Genomic DNA, 16,995 nt, shown 5'->3' with positions numbered 1-16,995 from the left:
TAAGAAAACCTATGCGATTACGTCCAAGTTTACTCCGGCGGGTGTTTCAGTACCCACGCGTTTCCTTGCTCGGCCCAGATTTCAGGATCGCGGTGCTTGTCGACGATCCCGGTAAACTCCGCTTCGCTGAGATCCAGATAATCCAGATGATCGGCGTGATACGTCGTCGGGAATTCGGCGTCGAACTTCCGTACCAGGTCGAGGCCTTCGTCGCGGCTCATCTGGCCATTCTGGATCATGCGGCAGGCATCGCGGACGCATCGCCCGAAGCCGAACTTGATGAATTGCATGTAGTAATAAAGGTTGTCGATCTTGTCATCGAGACTGTCGAAGTCGGTAAAGGTGCCGTCAGTGCGGCCGTTTGCGGCAGTATGGAAGTCAATCTTGTCTTTGATGAAGTTCCAGTTATCGAGCATCGACCAGCGGAAGAAATAACCGAAATACAGCGCTTTCACACCGACCTCTTCGACGCGTCCCAAATCGGGATAAAGGTACGGTGCCAGATCATGCTCGGCGATCTCGTCATCCATCCAGTTGAACGGGTCGTCGCCGATCTGGTGTTCGAGGACTTCGGTAAAATCACGCATCTTCATGTGATCGTCGGACAATACGCGACCGCCGTATTCGCTTTCGCCGTGTTCGGCATAGAAAATCAGCGGGATATTGTAGTTCACCGCGACCTGCACCGGTGCGGCATTGACACCGGCGTTCCAGTGGATCTTCGGATCGCCGCGTTCTGTGAAGAACCGCTTCGATAGCCGACGCGAGACTTTCTGGTTGGGCCGGATCATCAGCTGGTCAAAGCCGAGTTTGATCATTTCCTCGCGATTGTGCTGCGCCACCTGATCGGGCATCAGCGGCGAAAAGGTGACCAGCAGGGGGTTGAGGCCGAACTCGAACTTGATGCGATAGGCTATGGCGGAGGAATCCTTGCCGCCGGACCACGGCACGATGCAGTCATAGGGGCCATCATGGCCCCGATACGGCTCGATCAATTCCAGGAATTCGGTACGTCGAGCGTCCCAGTCGATGGTGTTTTTTCGCTCCGCCGTATGGCAAGCATTGCAGATGCCGTCCGCATCGAACTCGACGCGGGGCCGGGTGTTCGGCATCAAGCAGGTATTGCAAAATTTGATCACGTTTTTTCCCTGTAGGCCTTGCGAATCAGTAGATTATACCCGGACCGGGACGCCTTTGGCGTCGAGATATTTTTTCGCACTGGCGATACTCTGTTCGGTGAAGTGATAGATGTTCTGTGTGCAGGCCGCAGAGACACCGTTGAGGGCGAACGCCGCCGTCATGTGCTGCCAGTTGCCGCATCCGCCCAGGACCTGCACTGGAATGGAAACTGCATCGGCGACCTCTGCGCACAAATCCAGATCATAGCCTTGCAGTGCGCCATCCCGTTCGATCGCGGTAATAAGGATCTCGCCGGCGCCGAGGGATTGTGCATACTTTGCCCATGTTGCCGGGTCGTGGCCGGTTGGTGTCGTGCCGAAATGCGACATCACCTCGTAGCCGTTTTCGCGCTTTGCCGCATCGATGGATAGAACAACACATTGCGATCCATAGGCATTGGCAATGTCACTAATTAGTTTCGGGTTTTCCAAGGCGCCTGTATTGACGATGACCTTGTCAGCGCCGGCAGCCATATACCGGTTGACGTCTTCGGGCTTGCGGATGCCGCCACCGACCGAGATCGGCACGAAACAGGTCTGCGCGAAATCGGCAACGGCGGAGAAGAACTTTTCCCGGTCCGGGGTATCGCCGCGCGTCACGTCCAGAATGGCAATTTCGTCCACCGACCAGGCATCGACGAAATTCAGTGTGTAACGGTAATCGGGCGTGAACAGTTTGGTCCGGAAAAGCGTTCCGTCATTCAGCGTCAGAACCGTGATGATCCGTTTTCTCAGCATCACGCGCGCTCCAGAAAATTCTGCATCACCTTGAGCCCGTGCTGCTGGCTTTTTTCCGGGTGGAACTGTGTGCCGAAAACGTTGCCCGACTGCACGGCGGCAACCAGTGGTGTGCCATATGTGCAGGTGCCGACTGTGATGCCTGGGTCGGCTTCAAGGTGATAGCTGTGCACGAAGTAAAACAGGGCCGGGTCCGGGACTTCGTCGAACAGGATGCAATCAGCGGTTTGCTCGAAGTCGTTCCACCCGACATGCGGCACGCGGAGCGTTTCGTCTTCCGGGCGGATGCGTTTGACGGTGCCGGGGATCCAGCCGAGCCCGGCATGCTCGCCGAATTCTTCGCTGCCTTGGCCCAGAAGTTGAAACCCGAGGCAAATGCCGAGGATCGGAACTTTCCGGTCCTGCACCAGTTCATTCAACGGCTCGATCAATCCGCGTTCGTCAAGATTACGCATGCCGTCGCCAAATGCGCCGACACCCGGCAGGATCAGTTTGTCCGCAAGCATGAGCGTCGATGCATTGGCGCTGATCGCGCCTTTGTGGCCAAGCTTTTCCACCGCGCCCAGAACAGAGCGCAGATTGCCTAGTCCGTAATCGATAATGCCGATCATGTGCAGCCTGAAAGCTGAACCTCGCTATTGTTTTCAGGATTGCCGGCACAAAACGTGACAGCAGAAAACAAAAGCAGCAGGCTCAGTTATATTCCATGCGATGGCGCGTGCGTTCCCATTGATCCACGTACCATTCGCAATAGCGCTTGTAGCCGACTTCGAGCGTCCACTGCGGGACAAAATTCAGGTGTTCTCTGGCGCGGTCCGTCGACAGCGTCCCACGGATCGGTTTGATCACGTCGCGCGGACGCTCTTCAAGGATCGCATTCGGCACCACGGACTTCACCACGTTGGCGAGTTCAAGAATAGTCCGGGCGTTTCCGAAGGTAATATTGAAAGTGTTCGACGTGCCTGTACCCCCGGTCGATGCCATGGAGCGGATGATACCGTCCACCAGATCCTCGATATACGTGAAGTCGAGACGGCCATCGCCACCGCCTTCGAGCAGGAGCGGTTTGCCCATCAGGGCATTCTCGATGAATACCTGGCTGACCCGGCGGCTGATGCAACGTTCGCCGTAAAGCGCGCTCGGACGGATAATGGTGACGCCGAGCCCGTACTGGTCGTGATAGGTGCGGATCAGCCGCTCGCCCATGAACTTGGCGTTGGCATATATGCCATACGGCCGCGGGCGCACACTTTCATCGACGGTTTCGGTTTCAAAGTCGCCGTAAACGGTCGATGAGCTCATGAACACCACCTCGTTCACCTCGTTCGGGAACAGGCGCGTGAATTCCAGCACGTTGCGGAGGGTTACCAACTGTAAATCGAAGCAATGTCCCGGTGTCTTCTTGGCATCAACGGCACTCGATATTGCCGACAGATGTACGATTTTGGTCGGTTGGAAGCGTTTCAGGGTTTCAGCAAGGTCGGTCATGGATCGCGCATCGGCGTTGTCCATAATGACTCCGGCATTGCGCATCATTTCGAAACGCTGAACCAGGAAGTTGTGATTGAGCTGGCGTCGGAAATCGTCAATCTCCCTGTCGCTGACGTTGGCCAGCATATTATTCTGCATCAGGTTGTCGACGATCTGGACTTCAACGCCGACAGCGCGAAGCGCAATTGCCAGATTGTGGCCGATGAAACCGGCACCGCCAACCAGCGACACACGCTCGCCTGCCATCCGTTTTTTAACGAGATCGGGAGTTAATTTTTGGACCATGATAGACCTCTCATTCTGAGTAAAGCCTTCCACTTTCTGGGAAGTGACGCCGTTGATGTGAAGCTGTTAACCACGTCGAAACGAGCCACCATACCAGATACATGTGAAAAAAACACTCAGGAATTTAATCATCTAAATTTCTTCGTGCCTTTAGCCGTTGATGACTATGCCGAGAGCCTCGGCAATATCTTTCATATCATCCGTCTTCAGGTGCGGCCCGACCGGTAACGCGATGGACGTGTCGCTAATCAACTCCGCGTTTGCATAACGCCCCGGAGTATAACCGTAGCGTTTATTATAAGCTGTGAGCCGCGACACAGGGTGCGGATAATAAACGCTGGTGCCGACACCCATGCTTTGCAGTGCCAGTATGGTGTCGTCGCGGCGTGCGGCAAGGCTGCCTTCCAGGACCGCAATCAGGCAATAATGGGTGTTGGTGAAACGGGGATCCATATCATCGATAACGCGGATAGAACCAAGTTTTTCCAGTCCGGCCTTCAACGCCTCGAAGTTAGCTTTGCGGCGTTTGAGGATCTCCGGGATTTTTCTGATCTGCACACGTCCGAGTGCGCCCTGCATTTCGCTCATCCGGTAATTCATGCCGATGTCGGCGACATCGTAGATGCCGGGGACCTTGCGCTCTGAATGGGTGCGGTCGACGCTGAAGGCGCGGAACTTGGCGATGCGCGCCACGGTTTCTTCATCCTTGGAAACGATCATGCCGCCTTCGCAGGTGGTGATGTGCTTGACCGGATAAAACGAAAAGCAGCCGACGTGACCGAACAGGCCGACGTGCACGCCGTCGATCCTTGAGCCGACCGCGATGGCGCAATCCTCGACTACCGGCAAACCGGCGGCGTCCGCCACGGCCATGATTTTCGGCATGTCGCAGGGGATGCCGATATAATGCACGATGCCTATGCCTTTGGTCTTTTCCGTAATAGCAGCTTCGATCGCCTCCGCCGTCATGTTGCCCGATCCGGCCTCACAGTCGACGAAGACCGGCGTGGCGCCGCACAACGCCACTGCGTGCACGGTTGCCGCGTGCGTCATGGCGGGAACGATTACCTCATCGCCCGGACCGACACCGAGATCGAGCCACGCCAGGTGCAGCGATGCCATGCACGACGACGTGGACGCAGCATAACCGCCGCCCATCATGGCAACCCATTCATCCTCGAACCCCTTGCATTCCGGACCGTGCGTCAGAATGTGGCCTTGCAGCACCCGCATGACGGCGTCGCGGTCCTCATCCTCGATCCACGGCCGGCCGAAGGGAATGTTGTATTTTGCAGCAGGATTGTTCATGTATCGTACTCGATGTTCTGGGTTGCATGATTGGCGTGTGCGGTGTCGGTGGCGGCGACGGCGCGGATCAGATCGAACTCCCGGTAGGCCTGCGGTGCCGGATCTGCCCCGCTTTCGATGGCGTCGATAAAGGCCGGGATCAAGGCGCCCTTGGACGCGGGCAGCGGGTTTTGCACAACGGGCTCGGCGCGTCTGTTCTCTTCGCAGGTCTTGTGTAACCGCGGTCCGGCATCGTCGTATATGAAGGTCGCCTCGGTGCCGAATACGCGCAGCACATGATGGTGCCTGTGCACGCAGCCGAAATTCGCCGTGATGCGCCCGATCAACCCGGAAGGGAAGGTATAGGTCGCGGCCATGAAGTCATCGTAGTTGAAGCCGGTGCCGTCGCTGGCGATGCGGTTACCGATACAATTCACACTCGTCGGACGTTCGCCCGAGAGCATCAGCATCAGATCGATCAGGTGAATTCCACCACCTTCGATCACCGAATAATCCGGCACATCCTTGCGCCAGCCTTCGGTAATCTTTTCAAGGCGCCCGTACAGGTAATCGCCGTCGATGGCATAGATACGGCCCAGATTGCCGGCGGCAATCTCGCTGGCCAGCCATCGGTACAAATCGGCGTCGCGCAGCACGAGGTTGGACGCCAGATTCGGTTGCCCGGCCGCCTGCCATGCCTTGATGATCGATGAAAGCTCATCCGCCGTGCGGCACAGCGGCTTTTCGACAAAGACATGCTTGCCCGCTTCAAGGCACTGTAAGACTTGTCCGGTATGCATGTGATCGAAGCTGGCGATGGAGACGATATCGACGGCGGGATCGTCAAGCGCTGTATTCAGCGCGCTTGTGGTCTGACCGGCACCGATACGGGATTGCACGTCACTCGCCCGCGCCTTATCGAGATCGATCAGCCAGCGGATTTCCGTGCGCGGGTCTGCATTGAAGGCAACCGCATGCTGCTCGCCGACGCCGAGGCCAAGCACGGCAACGCCCATTTTATCATTTCCGCTGTTAGCGTTCGCCATAGCTTGACCGTTCAGGCGCTCATTCAGAGGTCCGCGCCGGTATAGTATGCTTTCGCCGCGGGAAACCCGGTGAAGTATTCATCGCACAAACGTGCATTGGATTCCTTGAAGTATGCAACGATCTCGCTTCGCAGTTCATCGTTCATAAGCCTGTAGCGGTCGTTCGGATCCTTTTGCACATGCGCTTCGAACCAGTCTGCAAGATTATGCGCTTCACGCTTGCTCAGATGCTTGTTGGCGACGCGCATGACTTCCACGGCGCGCGGTGCAAGGCTGGGATTGATGACGGGGAGGTCCCTGAACGCAAGCCGCGTTTCAACGCCGATTGCCATGATGACTGCGGCGAGAAAGCCGGAATGTTCGGATTCCGCATATACCTTCTGCTCGAACGGAATGACGGTGACGTTTTCTCGGCCAAAGAATTTAGCGTAGGTCTCGATATTGTCGGCCCAGTGCCAGTTTTCACGCGGGAAGTCGTCACAAAACGTCTGAAAGTCCCGTGTTTCATAGCGTTTGATGCACTGGTTATAGAGCGATTCGATATAGGTGTCCTGGCGCCGGACAAGGATGATGATCTTTGGATGGTAGCCTTCCGCAAGGAATGCGATTTTCTCGCACGATACATCGCAGATGTTCTTTTGGCCCTTTTCCGAACGCATCCCCAAAAGGTTTTCCTGGGTGACGAAAAAACTCTGTTCCGCCAACGACTCCATAGGGGTGAAATACTGATCCTTTACGGGCTGCCAGTGCTCGCGGATGAATGTCTCGTCATGGGCTATCATGCCGGTGTCGCGGTAAATGTGCGGGTCGTATTTGATCGAATGCTGGGCGAAGATTTCATGGAACATCTTGTCGTTGAAAAGCGCTTGTATAAGCGTCGATCCGCAACGTCCGCTTCCGACATGGAAGTTAATGGTTTTCAACATTCTGCTCCTGAAATCTGAAAGTGGTTATCGTTGTCTTAGGCCATGAAAGTTGAGCGATGATTAAGATGGCGCGGCAAAAAGTGACGGTTCCCTCGCCGCCAGAGCCTCGACTTCGGACAATCCGAACATCGGATTGCCCGGGTAAAGTGTAGCAAAGATGGCTTGTAAATTCCGATAATCTTCATGCGTGTCCAGAAGCATCTGCAACGCACTTGCCGTATCGCCGGTAAAGCCGGGTCTGCGTATATCGGATTTTGAAAATCGTTCGGGAAACTTGTCGAAATAGGAATGCAGGTATTCAAGGTCGGCGGGATCAACGGCTTCCCGGTTCGCCGATTGCAGCGCGGCGGCACGGATCGCCTGGCATTCGTATCCGAGCGGATAGCCGCTTTTACCGCTCAGATATGCCCAGTCCGCGCCTTCATGCGAGAAAGTCCCGAGCAGTCGGCGGATGACGGCAGGATCGATGGCCGGACAATCGCCCCAAAGCCTGACGACGATATCGGCGCCGGTTTCATCTGCGGCGATGGCAAAGCGGGTCAGCAGGTGTTCCTCGGGTCCGCGTGAGATGTGGACATCTTTGAACCGAGCAAGGAAGTCGGCCAACGGCGCTTGGGCGTCTCCTTCGGGGATCGTCACGCAGATGCGGTCGATTTCTGTAACGCTGCGTGCACGGTTGATGATGTGTTCAATGACCGGCACGCCACAGAGCGGCAGGATCATCTTGCCCGGCAAACGGGTTGAGGTATGGCGCGCCTGTATGATGCAAACAGTGCTCATTGTGCCTGGGTTTCCAGGAACAGCTTTGACGAGATAAAGCTGAAAAGGAATTTCGAGAAGCTGTTGGATGCCATGTCGCCGTTCAGGAATTCTTCGATGGCGCTACGTTTGACGATGTCGAAGATCGGGCTCTCGCTGAGCAGAATTTCCCGGGTTTCCGGGTCATTCCGGTCGACAAGCGAGTTGATCGAGGCATTGAAGCCGCGCTTTCGGGTATCAAGACGGACCTGATCGGGAACGATCCCGGCGCCGATTTCGCGCAGGATGCGTTTTGCATAGCCACCTCCCATGAGATGGCGTGCCGGCACCGAGTACAGATATTCGACCAGCGCCCGGTCTAGGAATGGCGAGCGGTTCTCGATCGAGAACATCATCGAGTTCAGATCGTCCTCGTTCAAAATCACAGGAACGGCTTCGGTGAACAATTCGTTCGCCATGCGGTTTCTGAGCAGTGCATCGGTATAGTTGTCTTCCGACCAGGATTCGGAAAACGGTTCAGTCAGAAACGAGGAAAAAAGCGCGCGGTCGAGCGTAATGTGATCGCGCTGGTCGGGGTTCTTGACGAAGCATAACGGGTCCTGAAGCCCCGGGTTCTGAACAAAGGCGCCCATACCCGATTTCCAAGCACCGACCAGGGCCTCGAAGTCCACGCCGGGGGTGTCATGCATCGCCGCCAGCCACATCGAATAATGATCGTAATAGCCAGTGAAGATTTCATCCGCAGCCGTGCCGGAAATGGCGATTTTGTAACCGTTCTCGGCAATCGCTTCGGACAGGAACGCATGCATGTAATAGCTGATGGTGACGACGGGCGCGTCATGAGCCGCAACCTGCGCTCTGAGCCGCTCGAAAAATCCTTCCGTCGATGTTTGGACCCGGTGATGCCGGCAGTCGAGATGCCGGACCATGATGTCTATGTTGGCGCTTTCGTCATAACGTTCATCACTGTCGATGATCGAGAAACAATGAATGTCGTGGCCCATGTTCTTGGCCGCAATGGCGGCGAGCGTTGCAGAATCGACACCGCCGGAAAGGCAGAAGGCAAGCGGTACATCGGCACGCATCCGGGTTTCGACAGCGCGGATAAGCAGGCTTTTGGCATGAGCGACGGCATCTTCGAATGAGGTCTCGCGGGTGTCCATGGCAAGCCGCCAATAAGGCGCCGGGGCCGGTCGTGCCGGGGTTTGCATGATTGCGCAACTGCCGCTGGGCAATGCACTCACGCCTTCGAAATATGTCTGCCCGCTTTTGCCCAGGCACTTGTATCCGTTGACGAGATAGCGGCGCAGTTGTTCCGTATTGACCGGTGGTTTGCGTCCCACCAGTGCCGTCAGCGTTTTGATTTCCGAGGCGAAATAGAGCGTGTCGCCGACAAACCACGTATAGAGCGGTTTTTCGCCGAAACGGTCACGGCTCAAGATCAGCTCCGAGGTAGTACGATCGAAAAGCGCGAACGCCCACATACCGTCGAGCCGGTCGAGAAACGCAGGCCCCCATTCCCTATAGGCTTCGATAAGTACCTCGGTATCTGATGCTGTGCTGAAACTATGTCCGAGCGAGGTCAGCTCATCGCGAAGTTCGACGTAGTTATAGATTTCGCCGTTGTAGGTCAGTGCGATGCCGTCGCGTTCAAACGGCTGGTTGGCGCGGGGATCAAGATCAATGATGGCGAGGCGGGTATGCAGCAGGCTGATATGGTTTTCGCCGAGCGTATAATTTGCCGCCGCTTCGGCATCCGGGCCCCGATGACGCATGCTGGCGAGCGCGCCGTGGATGCGCTGGGCGTCGGTGGGCTGGGGGCCGAACGCACCGGCGATGCCACACATCCCAGCGGCCTCAGATCAGGTTGCTGGGTGTGAAAGGATCGCCCTCGGCCATCGGCGACTTGAGCTTCCGGCCGATGATATCCTGCTCCCGGCCGGGGGGCATGCCGGTGCCGGGACGGGTCCAGTTCAGGTCGTCGCGGCCGACTGTATGACCGCCCTCGAGCCTGCGCGCAGCGACGATGGAACGCCGGATCTGTGGCGCAATGTCCTTTTCGCAATCCGCCATTTCGATCTGCCCGTCCCCGAGCATGGCTTCTGCGGCACGGATTTCCTCGACCAGCCGTTTCATGGTCCGGGGGTCGGCGGATAACTGATGGTCGCGGAAGTCGGAATGATCGTTGGCGATGGTGAAATGCTTTTCGATGATCCTGGCACCAGCGCCTACGGCAAGCTTCGCCGCATCAATACCAATGGTGTGATCGGAATAACCGGGTGTGCGCCTGGGGAAATTTTTCGCGATTGTGGATATGGCGGCGATATTGGCGTTCACGGGGTCGGTAGGGTAATTGCTTACGCAATGCAAAAGCCCGAGATCAATCGGCAGCCGCTTGCCGTCCCAGATATCATCGACGGTCCTAACGGCGATGCGGATTTCCGCCTCGTTCGCAAGTCCGGTCGAGATCACCAGCGGCAGTGTCGTTTTCGCCGCTTCTTCGATCAAGGCATAGAAGGTGTTGTCGCTGGATGCGATCTTGATTGCATCGCAGATGCTGCCGAGGAAGGCCGCGCTTTCCAGGTCGAAAGGTGTCGACATGAATTTGAGACCGGCCGCATGGGCCTGTTTTGAAAGCTGACTGAACTGGTCGTAGCTGAATTCGAACTTCTTGAGTGTGGAAAAGCGCGGCTCGTCGCTGCGTTTGACGAAGCGCTCGGGGACGATGGTCTGGAATTTGACCGCATCGACACCGGTTTCGGCGGCGAGTCCGACCATTTCCTGGGCAAGGGCGAAGTCGCCTTCGTGATTGTTGCCGACTTCGGCGATAATGAAGACGCCGTCGCCATAAAATGAAGATGGAGTGTGCACCTGAAACCCTTGCAAAAAGCCGTTCTGCTCTCGCTCGTCCTTAGCATAAAGCGATTGCCACGAAAAACCTTGTGAATTTAACCGCCGATCTTTGATGATCATGCATGCGGTTTCTGAAAATTGGGTAAATATATGAAAATCCCGAATTATTCCGAAGCCGCTGCAACAATCTTCACATGGCCTTTACTCGCCTAGATGTATAGATTTTGAAGGCATTATTTTGAATGTGGCGTTTTCCCAGATGCCCGGAAATACCGAATAAATACCTATAATTATTCTTCATTTTCCTATATGGTACACGTCCCAAGCTGGCATTTTTGTTTTGCCAGTGAGAATGGAACACAGGAGAGAACTCCTATGCGACTACTAGACAAGCCGCGCGTGCTTGAAAAATTCAAATCCTTTCATGACGCCGTTCGCAAGAACGATGGCAAAATCGGCACCAAACAACGAGGCATCGACGTCAACGTAAACAATGCGTGCAATTTACGTTGCGAGCACTGTTTCACGAACTCGCCCAAGGGCGACCACGTCAAAGAGGTGCTGTCACCTGAAAAGATTTACGAGATTGCCGATCAGGCCGATGAACTGGGCATCTTTGAATGGGATCTGCAGGGCGGTGAGCTGCTGCTGCAACCCGATCTTTTGTTCGAGGTCATCGAAGCCATCCGGCCGAGCCGGTTTTATCTGTATCTGACGACGAACGGATATTTCCTGGATGCGCCGATGGCCGAACGTCTGGCCAAGGCCGGCGTCAATCGCGTCTCCGTCAGTATCGACAGCATGGATCCGGAAGAGCACGACCGGTTCCGCGGTCGCAAGGATTCCTGGCGCCGTGCCATGGAAGCCCTCGAGCACGTCAAGAATGCGGGTATGGCGCCGTACATGAACATCACGGTCGGCCACTACAACGCGCTTTCTGAAGACGTAAAGCTGCTGATGGAGTATTCCAAGGACAAGCGCTACACGACGCTGGTCAATGTCGCGACGCCTGCTGGCATGTGGCACCAGATGTCTGAAATCATGGTCGACGATGAAGACAAGGCGCACCTGATCGAAATGCGTAAAAAGTATAAGAACGTGCTGCGCAATCTGTGGGATCCGTTTGACCGCAACTACGAAGCCGTCCTCGGATGCAATACCGTCAACCGCCTTTACGTCACCCCCATCGGCGATGTGCTGGCGTGTCCGTACGTGCATATCAAGATCGGCAATGTGTTCGAAAATACACTGAAGGAAATTTCCGATTTCGGATTCCGTATCAAGTATTTCAGGGAACATTCGAGCAAATGCCTGGCCGGTGAGGATCAGGATTTTGTGAACAATTTCCTGCGCAAAGAGAAAACGACGATTTTCAAGCCATCTCTTGCCGAAGACATTTTCGCGGAGGAAGATTTTCTTCAAGTGCCGGCCGAGTAGAAAAACTTTCAGGGCACAGAACGGGCAGAAAAGCCTATGCGGAAATCGATTTTTGATGCTTTCGAGCGCTGGCCAGACGCAATCGCCTTAATTGATCGTGGTGTTCAGTCCTCATATCGTACGCTCAAAGCAAGGGGCGATGAAATTGCGCGCCATGTCGCGCCCGAAACCCTGACGCTCGTTCTGTGCCGAAATGAAACGGATTGCGTTGCGGCCTACACCGGTCTGATGCGGGCCGGGCGCGCGCAGATGCTGGTGCATCATACGATCAAGGCGAACCAGCTTCTGGGGATTATTGACGCCTTCAGGCCGGAGTATCTCTTCTTGCCGGATGATGCGGCCAAAAGCTTTGCCGATGCTGCGGTGATCGCACATTTTGGCGGCTATCAGCTCGTTGCCGGTGCCACCAAGGGGGGCGGGGCGCCGCACGATGATCTGGCCGTGCTGCTTTCGACATCGGGGACCACCGGCAGTCATAATTTCGTCCGCCTGTCCTTTGACAACATCCATGCGAATACGCAACAGATCAACGAGTATCTGGGGATCACGCCCGCAGAGCGCACGATCACGACCATGCCGATGAGCTATTCGTACGGTCTTTCGATCCTGAATACGCATCTGTCCGCCGGTGCGTCGGTGGTGCTGACAGAAGACGGGATCATGGCGCGCTCCTTCTGGGATACGTTTCATGCCAGCGCCATTACAAGTTTTGGCGGCGTTCCATTCATTTATGAGCTATTGAAAAAGCTCAGGTTCGCAAAGATGGACATATCGGGCTTGCGTTATATCACGCAGGCCGGGGGACGGATGCCAATCGATCTTATGCATGACATGATCGATACGTGCGCGGAAAAGGGGGTGCTATTCGTGGCGATGTATGGCCAGACCGAAGCGACGGCCCGGATTTCCTATGTCCCGGCGGCGCGTGCCCGCGACAAGGCGGGGAGTATCGGCATCGCCATTCCGGGTGGCCGGATGTGGCTTGCAGACGAATCCGGCGATGAGATATCTGCGCCAGGCACGGCAGGCGAGCTGATGTACGAAGGGGCCAACGTCAGCATGGGCTATGCGGTTAGCCGCGCCGATCTTGGCCGGGGGGATGACAATCGGGGTGTCATCGCAACGGGGGATATCGCCGTTCGTGATGAAGACGGCTACATGAGTATCGTCGGGCGCAAGAAGAGGTTTCTGAAAATATACGGCCATCGCGTCAACCTGGACGAGATCGAGCGCCAGCTTTGTGCCGCCGGGTTCGATTGCGCGTGTGTCGGCGAAGATGGGCATATGCAGGTCTATGTCGCAGATGGCGGCGCGGTCACGAAAGTCGGTGACCTGATCGGTGAAATCACGACCCTGCACCCGCGTGGTTACAGTGTGTCTGAAATCGATGTGCTGCCGCGCAACAGCGCCGGGAAAATAGCGTATCCGAAATTACCGGCCGGCGGAGATGGCGCACGATATGTTTGATCTTGCCGCCGTCATTGATCTGCCGCCATTTTCAATGGCCCAACCGGACAAGGACAGCCTGTTCGGCGAGGCGCTTGGCGATCTGACGCGCCATCATTACGCAGGGTGCGGGCAATATCGGCGTATCCTCGATGCACTCGGGTTCGATCCGTCGGTTATGCATACGACGCGCGAATATCCATATCTTCCGGTTCGCCTGTTCAAGGATTTCGAGCTGATGAGCGTGCCGCCTGCCGATATCGTCAAAACCCTGACGTCGTCCGGCACATCCGGACAAGCAGTCTCGAAAATATTTCTCGATCAAACGGCGGCAGTCATGCAGACCAAGGTTCTGTCGAAGATCGTCGGTGATTTCATCGGTCCGCAACGCTTGCCGATGCTGGTGATCGATTCCGCTTCGGTGGTCAAGGACCGCCGGCATTTTTCAGCACGGGGGGCGGGGATCATCGGGTTTTCCATGTTCGGGCGCGATGTGACCTATGCCCTAGATGAAAACATGGCGCTGGATATGGCCGCGATCGAAGCGTTTTCTGAGAAGCACAAAGGCGGACCGGTACTGCTTTTCGGCTTTACGTCGATCGTCTTTCTGCACCTGATCGAAGCGCTGGCGGAGAAGGGACTGAAGCTGCCCTTCGAACAAGGCATTCTGATACATGGCGGCGGCTGGAAGAAGTTGGCCGACATCGCCGTGGACAATGACGCTTTCAAGGCGCGCCTGGCCGACGTTACCGGGATCGAGCGGGTGCATAATTACTACGGCATGGTCGAACAGACGGGCTCGATTTTCATGGAATGCGAAGCCGGGCGTCTGCACAGCTCGATCTTTTCCGATATCGTGATCCGGGGGAACGATTTCTCGGAATGCGGACAGGGCGAAAAAGGGCTCGTCGAATTGGTCTCGCTGCTGCCGTCCAGTTATCCAGGCCATGTCCTGATTACGGAAGACATCGGCGAATGGCTCGGTGTTGACGACTGCCCATGCGGCAGGCTCGGCAAGACATTTGCTATTCATGGCCGTGTGCGCCAAGCAGAAGTAAGGGGGTGCAGTGATACGTTCACTTCCTGATGAAGGCGTCGATTACCTTGTAGGCGGCCCGTCTCTGTCGGCGCGGCCGCGTCCGCCGTTCGATGCGCTGGCGTGTGAATTCATAGGCGCGCTTTCGAAGCTGCTACGCGGGCGCGCCGCGACCAAGGCCTATCCCGATCTGGCGACATTTGCGTTTTGGTGCCGCGAGGCAAACCTCACGCGTCTGAAACAGGCATACGATGACGGACAGGTTCGCCTTGGCCGGGGGCTTGCGTTTCACATCGCACCCTCGAATGTGCCGGTGAATTTCGCATTCTCACTCGTCATGGGGCTGTTGGCCGGGAATGCCAACGTTGTCCGGGTGCCGTCGGCACTTGCGCCACAGGCAATTGCCCTGATCGACGCCATTCGCGATGTGCTGAGCGAAGACCGTTTTGCCGAACTTGCGCAGGAAACGGCAATTGTCAGCTATCCGCGCGGCAGCGCAATCACGGCCGGCTTTTCCGCGCTTGCCGATGCCCGCGTCATTTGGGGCGGCGATGCGACGGTGAATGAAATCCGCGCTATCCCCGCCGCCAGCCGGTGCATGGATCTGTGCTTTGGCGACCGCTATTCATTGTGTGTGCTGAATGCCGAAAGCGTTCTGAGCTTGCCTGATGAGGATATGAACCGTCTGGCCCGCAATTTTTTCAATGACACCTATGTACTGGATCAGAATGCCTGTTCATCTCCACAGATCGTTATCTGGACGGGCGATAATCCGGATGCCGCCGGTGAACGGTTCTGGCCGGCGGTGAGACAGTATGTAGGTAGGACTTATGAACTTGAGGCGGGACAGGCGGTCGACAAGCTGGTGGCGACGATGTCCTCTGTCATCAACGTCAACGAAGTAACGCATATCGTCAGCGACGGTATAGATGTGGTGCGGCTGAATTTGAATGCGTTGCCGGCTGAGCTTGAGACGGCGCGCGGGCGGTACGGAATGTTTTTCGAGTACACGGTTGCGGCGCTCGACGATATCGTCGATGCCATTCGCCCGAAGTTCCAGACCTTGACGTATTTTGGTTTCTCCAAGGACGAACTGTCATCGTTCGTTGTCGGCCAGCGGCTTGTCGGTTTCGATCGTCTGGTGCCTGTCGGCCGGGCGCTGGAGATGGATCTGGTCTGGGACGGCAATGATATCGTTCGCCAGCTTTCACGTGTGATCAGTATTTTATAAGGAGGCTGGCCATTGGAAACAGATGATGCCGGACGAGCGGGGAGCGCTCTCAGACTGGAACTGGATGATATTCTTGCCTACCAGAAGAACCGCTTTCCCTATCTTATGATCGATATTGCCGAGGAAGTAGTGCCCGGGGTGAGTGCGCGCGGATACAAGAATCTGGCGTCGACGGACTGGTTCTTCGAATGCCATTTTCCGGGCGACCCGAACATGCCCGGTATGCTGCAGATCGAAGCGTTGGTACAGATGTCGGCCCTTGCGCTGGTGACGCTGCCGGGCAACAAGGGGAAAGTCTGCTATCTGACGAAAGCCGACAAGCTGGTCTTCAAGCGCAAGGTGCTTGCCGGGGATCGTTTCGATATCGATACACGGGTCATTTCATTCAAGCGCGGACTTGCTAAGCTCGAAGGTACCGGCACCGTCGCCGGGGAACTGGCGTGCCGTGCGGAATTCTCGCTGATCCTGCCGGAAATCATTGAAGAGTTCAGAGTGAGCGGGTGACTGGCCGAAGAATGGAAACGCACATGCTTCTGAAAGACAAGAATACAATCGTTACCGGCGCAAACCGTGGTATCGGGCAGGCCATTGTTTCGCTGTTTGCCGCCGAGGGAGCGAATGTCTGGGCTTGCGCACGCACGCAAACGGATGAATTCGAGCGCTTCGTTGGTGACCTGGCCACTCAGCACAAGGTCAGGGTCGAGCCGGTGTATTTCGATCTCGTCGACGAAGCTGCCGTGAAAGCGGCGACGAAAGCAATTCTGGCCGACAAGATTCCCATCGATGTCATCGTCAACAATGCCGGTGCGATTGAAACCGCGAGTTTTCTGATGACACCCGCCAAAACGTTCAGGAACATGATGGATATCAATTTCATCTCGCAGATGGGTTTCTCGCAACCGCTGATGCGCGCGATGCTCCGCAACAAATCGGGCAGCGTCATCAACATTTCCTCAAGCGCGGCCGTGTTTGGTAACGAGGGACGTGCCGCATATGCCGCCAGCAAGGCGGCGCTTATTGCCGCGACGAAAGTCATGGCGCGAGAGCTGGGCGGGGTAAACATCCGCGTCAATGCCATCGCGCCGGGCCTGACGGAAACGGATATGATGCGGGGCAGCACGGAAGACGCTGCAATTGACGCGACGCTGGCGGGCACGGCGCTGGGGCGGCTCGGCGAACCCTTGGAAATTGCCGGCGCGGCGCTGTTTCTGGCTTCGGACCTGTCATCCTATATGACCGGTCAGGTGCTCAGCGTGGATGGAGGAATGTAACCGGAATGAAT

General features: G+C 56.3%; 16 protein-coding genes. 6 read left to right on the top strand and 10 right to left on the bottom strand.

Annotated elements, in window-relative coordinates:
* Positions 1 to 29: 29 nt before the first annotated feature.
* The 10 genes from L2D14_14770 to L2D14_14725 form a co-directional block, all read right to left on the bottom strand.
* A complete protein-coding gene (locus L2D14_14770; GenBank protein ID WNJ99122.1) occupies positions 30 to 1,139 on the bottom strand; it encodes an N-acetyl sugar amidotransferase in 1,110 nt (369 codons plus the stop codon).
* A gap of 33 nt (positions 1,140 to 1,172) precedes the next feature.
* Entirely contained in the window at positions 1,173 to 1,916 is a 744-nt protein-coding gene (locus L2D14_14765; protein ID WNK01692.1) for an imidazole glycerol phosphate synthase cyclase subunit, read from the bottom strand.
* Entirely contained in the window at positions 1,916 to 2,527 is a 612-nt protein-coding gene (hisH, locus tag L2D14_14760) for an imidazole glycerol phosphate synthase subunit HisH (protein WNJ99121.1), read from the bottom strand. The genes L2D14_14765 and hisH overlap by 1 nt, the downstream gene beginning before the upstream one ends.
* An 82-nt stretch (positions 2,528 to 2,609) precedes the next feature.
* Entirely contained in the window at positions 2,610 to 3,692 is a 1,083-nt protein-coding gene (locus tag L2D14_14755) for an NAD(P)-dependent oxidoreductase (GenBank protein ID WNJ99120.1), read from the bottom strand.
* Positions 3,693 to 3,842: 150 nt separating this feature from the next.
* Complete coding sequence (locus L2D14_14750; protein ID WNJ99119.1) at positions 3,843 to 5,000, bottom strand: DegT/DnrJ/EryC1/StrS family aminotransferase; 1,158 nt, start codon at positions 4,998 to 5,000, stop codon at positions 3,843 to 3,845.
* Positions 4,997 to 5,995, bottom strand: coding sequence for a Gfo/Idh/MocA family oxidoreductase (locus L2D14_14745; GenBank protein WNJ99118.1), 999 nt, complete (start codon positions 5,993 to 5,995; stop codon positions 4,997 to 4,999). Before L2D14_14745 ends, L2D14_14750 begins: the two co-directional genes overlap by 4 nt.
* A 53-nt stretch (positions 5,996 to 6,048) precedes the next feature.
* The gene (locus tag L2D14_14740) at positions 6,049 to 6,951 is read right to left on the bottom strand and encodes a hypothetical protein (protein ID WNJ99117.1); all 903 of its coding nucleotides are present in this window, start codon (positions 6,949 to 6,951) and stop codon (positions 6,049 to 6,051) included.
* A gap of 60 nt (positions 6,952 to 7,011) precedes the next feature.
* Complete coding sequence (locus L2D14_14735) at positions 7,012 to 7,731, bottom strand: NTP transferase domain-containing protein (protein ID WNJ99116.1); 720 nt, start codon at positions 7,729 to 7,731, stop codon at positions 7,012 to 7,014.
* The gene (gene asnB, locus L2D14_14730) at positions 7,728 to 9,557 is read right to left on the bottom strand and encodes an asparagine synthase (glutamine-hydrolyzing) (protein ID WNJ99115.1); all 1,830 of its coding nucleotides are present in this window, start codon (positions 9,555 to 9,557) and stop codon (positions 7,728 to 7,730) included. Before asnB ends, L2D14_14735 begins: the two co-directional genes overlap by 4 nt.
* Positions 9,558 to 9,567: 10 nt before the next feature.
* Complete coding sequence (locus L2D14_14725; protein ID WNJ99114.1) at positions 9,568 to 10,683, bottom strand: N-acetylneuraminate synthase family protein; 1,116 nt, start codon at positions 10,681 to 10,683, stop codon at positions 9,568 to 9,570.
* 255 nt (positions 10,684 to 10,938) lie between these two features.
* Here L2D14_14725 and L2D14_14720 point away from each other — a divergent pair, with 255 nt between their 5' ends.
* Genes L2D14_14720 through L2D14_14695 form a run of 6 tightly spaced genes read left to right on the top strand, consistent with a single transcriptional unit; the run spans position 10,939 to position 16,984 of the window.
* Positions 10,939 to 12,000: a radical SAM protein gene (locus L2D14_14720; GenBank protein ID WNJ99113.1), complete on the top strand. Its 1,062-nt coding sequence runs from the start codon at positions 10,939 to 10,941 to the stop codon at positions 11,998 to 12,000.
* A gap of 36 nt (positions 12,001 to 12,036) precedes the next feature.
* Complete coding sequence (locus L2D14_14715; GenBank protein ID WNJ99112.1) at positions 12,037 to 13,467, top strand: AMP-binding protein; 1,431 nt, start codon at positions 12,037 to 12,039, stop codon at positions 13,465 to 13,467.
* Entirely contained in the window at positions 13,460 to 14,533 is a 1,074-nt protein-coding gene (locus L2D14_14710; protein WNJ99111.1) for a long-chain fatty acid--CoA ligase, read from the top strand. Before L2D14_14715 ends, L2D14_14710 begins: the two co-directional genes overlap by 8 nt.
* Positions 14,514 to 15,713 (top strand): acyl-CoA reductase, encoded by a 1,200-nt coding sequence (locus L2D14_14705; GenBank protein WNJ99110.1) that lies wholly within the window; start codon positions 14,514 to 14,516, stop codon positions 15,711 to 15,713. The genes L2D14_14710 and L2D14_14705 overlap by 20 nt, the downstream gene beginning before the upstream one ends.
* Before the next feature lie 12 nt (positions 15,714 to 15,725).
* The gene (locus L2D14_14700; protein ID WNJ99109.1) at positions 15,726 to 16,217 is read left to right on the top strand and encodes a 3-hydroxyacyl-ACP dehydratase FabZ family protein; all 492 of its coding nucleotides are present in this window, start codon (positions 15,726 to 15,728) and stop codon (positions 16,215 to 16,217) included.
* Between the two features lie 23 nt (positions 16,218 to 16,240).
* Complete coding sequence (locus L2D14_14695) at positions 16,241 to 16,984, top strand: SDR family NAD(P)-dependent oxidoreductase (GenBank protein WNJ99108.1); 744 nt, start codon at positions 16,241 to 16,243, stop codon at positions 16,982 to 16,984.
* Positions 16,985 to 16,995 lie beyond the last annotated feature (11 nt).

Source organism: Thalassospiraceae bacterium LMO-JJ14, from assembly GCA_021555105.2.
GTDB lineage: Bacteria > Pseudomonadota > Alphaproteobacteria > Rhodospirillales > Casp-alpha2 > UBA4479.
Note: the sequence above shows the minus strand (reverse complement) of the source record. Positions and strands in the feature narration are given on the sequence as shown.